We start from the raw sequence: 5,139 nt of genomic DNA, 5'->3' as shown, positions 1-5,139 counted from the left end.
AGCGTGAAGTGCGTGTCCGCGTGGCCAAGAGCTCAGGGAAGGACATCTAATGACTGAGACTCTCGAGACTCCGGTAAGCAAGATCGTTCCTCGTCTGAAGACCAAGTACGCGGATTCCATCAAGAGCTCGCTCGTTGAGGAATTCAAGTACGAGAACGTCAACCAGGTTCCCCGTCTGGTGAAGGTCGTTGTGAACATGGGTGTTGGAGATGCCGCCAAGGACTCCAAGCTGATCGACGGCGCTGTCCGCGATCTGACCCTGATCACCGGCCAGAAGCCGCAGGTAACCAAGGCCCGCAAGTCGATCGCACAGTTCAAGCTGCGCGAAGGCATGCCGATCGGTGCGCACGCAACTCTGCGTGGCGACCGTATGTGGGAATTCCTGGACCGTCTGGTCACGCTGGCACTGCCGCGTATCCGCGACTTCCGGGGCCTCAGCGGCAAGCAGTTCGACGGCAACGGCAACTACACCTTCGGTCTGACCGAGCAGGTTATGTTCCACGAGATCGACCAGGATTCCATCGACCGCGTTCGCGGTATGGACATCACTGTCGTGACCACTGCCAAGACCGACGACGAAGGCCGCGCGCTGCTCAAGGCGCTTGGCTTCCCGTTCAAGACCGAAGATTAATCTAACTACGTAAAAGGTCCGGCTGCCTGGTGTTCGAACTTGTTCGATAAGGCACCGCAGCGGAAACCGTTATGAGGAAGGGCAAGAGCCCACCATGACTATGACAGATCCTGTCGCAGATATGCTTACGCGTCTGCGCAATGCAAACTCGGCATACCACGATTCCGTGTCTATGCCTTACAGCAAGCTCAAGGCACGCGTTGCTGACATCCTGAAGGCAGAAGGCTTTATTGCCTCCTGGAAGGAAGAAGACGCGGAGGTCGGCAAGAAGCTGACCCTCGAGCTCAAGTTCGGTCCGAACCGCGAGCGTTCCATCGCTGGCGTTCGTCGTATTTCCAAGCCGGGACTGCGCGTTTACGCAAAGTCCACCAACCTGCCGCACGTGCTGGGTGGCCTGGGTATCGCTATCCTGTCCACCTCTTCCGGCCTCCTGACTGACAAGCAGGCCGGCAAGAAGGGCGTGGGCGGCGAAGTCCTCGCGTACGTCTGGTAACGGGAAAGGAAGAGAATAATGTCACGTATTGGACGTCTCCCCATCACCGTTCCCGCCGGCGTTGAGGTCAAGGTTGACGGCTCTGTCGTCACTGTCAAGGGTTCCAAAGGCGAGCTGAACCACACTGTGGCCAGCCCGATCGAGGTCACCCTGGAAGATGGCACCCTGACCGTCGCCCGCCCGAACGACGAGCGCGCCTCACGTTCGCTGCACGGCCTGACCCGCACCCTGATCGCCAACATGATCCAGGGTGTTACCGCAGGCTACGAGAAGAAGCTTGAGATTGTCGGTACCGGTTACCGCGTCCAGGCCAAGGGTTCTGACCTGGAGTTCGCTCTGGGCTACAGCCACCCGGTCAACGTCTCGGCTCCGAACGGCATCACCTTTGCAGTTGAGACCCCGACCAAGCTCTCTGTCTCAGGTATCTCCAAGCAGCAGGTCGGCGAGGTTGCTGCCAACATTCGCAAGCTGCGGAAGCCGGACCCCTATAAGGGCAAGGGCATCCGCTACGCCGGCGAAGTCATCCGCCGCAAGGTCGGAAAGGCTGGTAAGTAACCATGGCCATCGCAATTAACAAGAAGCGTACGAACAAGAGCAAGTCTGCCCAGCGCAGCCGCCGCCAGCTTCGTATCCGCAAGCGCATCTCCGGTACGGCTGTACGACCGCGTCTGGTTGTCAACCGYTCSGCCCGYCACGTATTCGTCCAGGTTGTCGATGACACCAAGGGCCTGACCGTAGCGAGCGCGTCCACTCTGGAAGCCGACCTTCGTGCATTCGACGGTGACAAGACCGCCAAGGCCAAGCGCGTTGGCGAGCTCGTCGCCGAGCGTGCCAAGGCTGCCGGTATCGAAGCTGTTGTCTTCGACCGCGGTGGTAACAAGTACCACGGCCGGATCGCCGCCGTCGCTGACGGCGCACGTGAAGGTGGGCTGGCACTGTGACCGAAAATAACGAAAAGGACATTCAGGTGACTGAAGCTGTAGCTGCTCCGGCAACTGAGACCGCTGCGCCTGCTACCACTGACGACCGCCGTGGTGGCGCCCGTCGTGGCGAGCGTGGCGACCGCGGCCAGGGCCGTGGCGACCGTGGTGGCCGTGGTGGCCGCGACGGCGGCCGCGAAGCCGAGAAGAGCCAGTTCGTAGAGCGCGTCGTAACCATCAACCGTGTTTCCAAGGTCGTCAAGGGTGGTCGTCGCTTTAGCTTCACCGCCCTCGTCGTCGTCGGTGACGGCAACGGTATGGTCGGCGTCGGCTACGGCAAGGCCAAGGAAGTACCCGCCGCTATCGCGAAGGGCGTTGAAGAAGCCAAGAAGTCCTTCTTCCGCGTTCCCCGCATCGGCAACACCATTCCGCACCGCGTCCAGGGTGARGCKGCTGCAGRCGTTGTYMTGCTGCGTCCGGCTTCCGCCGGTACCGGTGTTATCGCCGGTGGTCCGGTCCGYGCRGTACTGGAGTGCGTGGGTATCCACGACATCCTCTCCAAGTCGCTCGGTTCCTCCAACGCSATCAACATCGTTCACGCGACCGTTGATGCCCTGAAGCGCCTCGAAGAGCCGGCAGCAGTGGCAGCACGCCGCGGCCTCCCGCTCGACGAGATCGCTCCGCCGGCAATGGTGAAGGCTCTCCTGAACCAGAAGGCAGGTGTCTGAGTCATGGCTAAGAACCTGATTCCCTCCGACGCCCAGTTGGAGATCACTCAGATCAAGTCCGCCATTGGCGGCAAGCAGAACCAGCGCGACACCCTGCGGTCCCTCGGCCTGAAGCGGATCGGACACACCGTTGTCCGCACCGCCGACGCCGTGACCGTCGGGATGCTCAACACGGTTCCGCACCTGGTAAAGGTAGAGGAGGCGAAGTAAATGGCAGAGAAGAACACCRCCGAAAAGGCACAGGGCGCCGCTGCTGAGAAGCAGAACGCACTGAAGGTTCACCACCTGCGTCCCGCCCCGGGTGCCAAGACCGCCAAGACCCGCGTTGGTCGTGGTGAAGGCTCCAAGGGTAAGACCGCTGGTCGCGGTACCAAGGGTACGAAGGCCCGCTACCAGATCAAGGCTGGCTTTGCCGGCGGCCAGCTGCCGCTGCACATGCGCCTGCCGAAGCTGCGCGGCTTCAAGAACCCGTTCCGGGTTGAGTTCCAGGTTGTAAACCTGGACAAGCTCAACGAGCTGTTCCCGGAAGGTGGCGCAGTCACCGTGGAGAACCTGGTCGAAAAGGGTGCCGTTCGCAAGAACCAGCCCGTCAAGGTGCTGGGCACCGGCGACATCACCGTCAAGGTTGACGTCACCGTCCACGCATTCTCGGCCAGCGCCGCAGAAAAGATTGCCGCAGCAGGCGGAAGCACCACCGCCCTCTAATGAGGCGGCGGGGCATTAGCCCGTTGTGAAAAACTCCCGGTACCAGGGGCTCCGGCCCCTGGTACCGGGGGTTTTTTCTTTTTTCCCGCCCTGCCGATTGTTCGGCGGGCGCATCGACCCGTTAGACTCGGTTGTTGGGTTTATTTGACCTATCTCACACGACTTTACTTATTACTCAGGAGGACGCTTGCTTAGCGCATTTGGCCGGGCCTTTCGCACGCCTGATCTGCGACGCAAGTTGTTGTTCACGCTGGGAATCATCACAATCTTCCGCTTGGGTGCCTTCATCCCCTCGCCTGGTGTGAGCTACCAGAATGTCCAGCAATGCTTGCAGAACGGTCAGACCTCGGGCGGGATCTACCAGCTCGTCAACCTGTTCAGCGGGGGTGCGTTGCTGCAGGTCTCGATCTTCGCGCTCGGGATCATGCCCTACATCACCGCCAGCATCATCGTCCAGCTGCTCCGCGTGGTCATTCCCCGGTTCCAGCAGCTCTACGAAGAGGGCGCCTCGGGCCAGTCCAAGCTGACCCAGTACACCCGGTACCTCACCATCGCGCTGGGCCTGCTCAATGCCACGACGCTGGTGTCCCTGGCCCGTTCCGGCCAGCTCCTGCCGAACTGCCAGCTGCCGATCATTCCGGACGCGAGCATCATCACCACCATCCTGATCGTCATCACCCTGACGGCCGGCACCGGCCTGATCATGTGGATGGGCGAGCTCGTCACCGAGAAGGGTGTGGGCAACGGCATGTCGCTGCTGATCTTCACCTCCATCGCTGCCGGCTTCCCGACGTCCCTGGGCGCGATCTGGAAGGCCCAGGGCCCGGGCACCTTCTTTATGGTCCTGGTCATCGGCCTGCTGACCGTGGCACTGGTGGTCTTCGTCGAGCAGTCTCAGCGCCGGATCCCGGTGCAGTACGCCAAACGCATGATCGGCCGCCGCACGGTGGGCGGCACCAGCACGTACATCCCCATCAAGGTGAACATGGCCGGCGTCGTGCCTGTCATCTTCGCGTCCTCGATGCTGTACCTGCCGGGCCTGATCTCGCAGTTCAACCGGCCCGCACCGGGGGAGCCTGTAGCCCCCTGGGTCGAGTGGATCAACAACAACCTGACCCGCGGTGACCACCCCATCTACATGGCCCTGTACTTCGCCATGATTGTGTTCTTCACCTACTTCTATGTTGCGATCACTTTCAACCCTGAGGAAGTTTCTGACAACATGAAGAAGTACGGCGGCTTCATTCCGGGTATCCGTGCCGGCAAGCCGACCGCAGATTACCTGCAGTATGTGCTTTCCAGGATCACCCTGCCCGGCGCGATCTACCTGGGCTTTGTGGCCCTGATCCCGCTGATCGCCTTGGTCCTGATCAACGCCAACCAGAACTTCCCGTTCGGTGGCACCTCGATCCTGATCATGGTGGGCGTAGGTTTGGAGACCGTCAAGCAGATTGATGCGCAGCTACAGCAGCGTCACTACGAAGGGCTTTTGCGATGACGAGAATGTTGATTATCGGACCTCCCGGTTCCGGCAAGGGAACGCAGGCGGAACGCATTTCGGAGCGCCTCGGCGTCGTTGCGATCTCCACCGGCGATATCTTCCGTGCCAACGTCAAGGGTGAGACGCCGCTCGGCAACGTCAAGGGTGAGACGCCGCTCGGC

At 61.1% G+C, this 5,139-nt stretch carries 9 protein-coding genes; all 9 read left to right on the top strand.

What is annotated here, in order from left to right; genetic code table 11:
• Positions 1-49 precede the first annotated feature (49 nt).
• Complete coding sequence (rplE, locus tag AC1DHD_RS14230; RefSeq protein ID WP_476880333.1) at positions 50-631, top strand: 50S ribosomal protein L5; 582 nt, start codon at positions 50-52, stop codon at positions 629-631.
• Between the two features lie 94 nt (positions 632-725).
• Positions 726-1,124 (top strand): 30S ribosomal protein S8, encoded by a 399-nt coding sequence (gene rpsH, locus AC1DHD_RS14225; protein WP_056737814.1) that lies wholly within the window; start codon positions 726-728, stop codon positions 1,122-1,124.
• 18 nt (positions 1,125-1,142) lie between these two features.
• Positions 1,143-1,679, top strand: coding sequence for a 50S ribosomal protein L6 (gene rplF / locus AC1DHD_RS14220; protein ID WP_476880332.1), 537 nt, complete (start codon positions 1,143-1,145; stop codon positions 1,677-1,679).
• A gap of 2 nt (positions 1,680-1,681) precedes the next feature.
• Positions 1,682-2,065 carry a 50S ribosomal protein L18 gene (gene rplR / locus AC1DHD_RS14215; RefSeq protein WP_018773674.1) on the top strand — a complete coding sequence of 128 codons (384 nt, stop codon included), beginning with the start codon at positions 1,682-1,684 and terminating at the stop codon, positions 2,063-2,065.
• A gap of 26 nt (positions 2,066-2,091) precedes the next feature.
• On the top strand, positions 2,092-2,772 hold the full coding sequence (rpsE, locus tag AC1DHD_RS14210; protein WP_476880331.1) for a 30S ribosomal protein S5: 681 nt from the start codon (positions 2,092-2,094) through the stop codon (positions 2,770-2,772).
• Between the two features lie 3 nt (positions 2,773-2,775).
• Entirely contained in the window at positions 2,776-2,982 is a 207-nt protein-coding gene (gene rpmD / locus AC1DHD_RS14205) for a 50S ribosomal protein L30 (protein ID WP_056626615.1), read from the top strand.
• On the top strand, positions 2,983-3,477 hold the full coding sequence (rplO, locus tag AC1DHD_RS14200; protein ID WP_476880330.1) for a 50S ribosomal protein L15: 495 nt from the start codon (positions 2,983-2,985) through the stop codon (positions 3,475-3,477).
• Between the two features lie 187 nt (positions 3,478-3,664).
• Positions 3,665-4,975 (top strand): preprotein translocase subunit SecY, encoded by a 1,311-nt coding sequence (gene secY, locus AC1DHD_RS14195; RefSeq protein WP_476880329.1) that lies wholly within the window; start codon positions 3,665-3,667, stop codon positions 4,973-4,975.
• Between the two features lie 5 nt (positions 4,976-4,980).
• Positions 4,981-5,139 (top strand): nucleoside monophosphate kinase (locus AC1DHD_RS14190; protein WP_476880334.1); only part of this gene is annotated, 159 nt, incomplete at its 3' end.

The sequence above is a fragment of the Arthrobacter sp. 05L45_2 genome, assembly GCF_056397525.1.
This window is presented reverse-complemented; position numbering and strand designations above follow the sequence as displayed.

What these genes read in the sequence shown, in the direction of transcription:
- rplE (WP_476880333.1), top strand. Translation starts at nt 50, where the DNA reads ATGACTGAGACTCTCGAGACTCCGGTAAGCAAGATCGTTCCTCGTCTG.
- rpsH (WP_056737814.1), top strand. Translation starts at nt 726, where the DNA reads ATGACTATGACAGATCCTGTCGCAGATATGCTTACGCGTCTGCGCAAT.
- rplF (WP_476880332.1), top strand. Translation starts at nt 1,143, where the DNA reads ATGTCACGTATTGGACGTCTCCCCATCACCGTTCCCGCCGGCGTTGAG.
- rpmD (WP_056626615.1), top strand. Translation starts at nt 2,776, where the DNA reads ATGGCTAAGAACCTGATTCCCTCCGACGCCCAGTTGGAGATCACTCAG.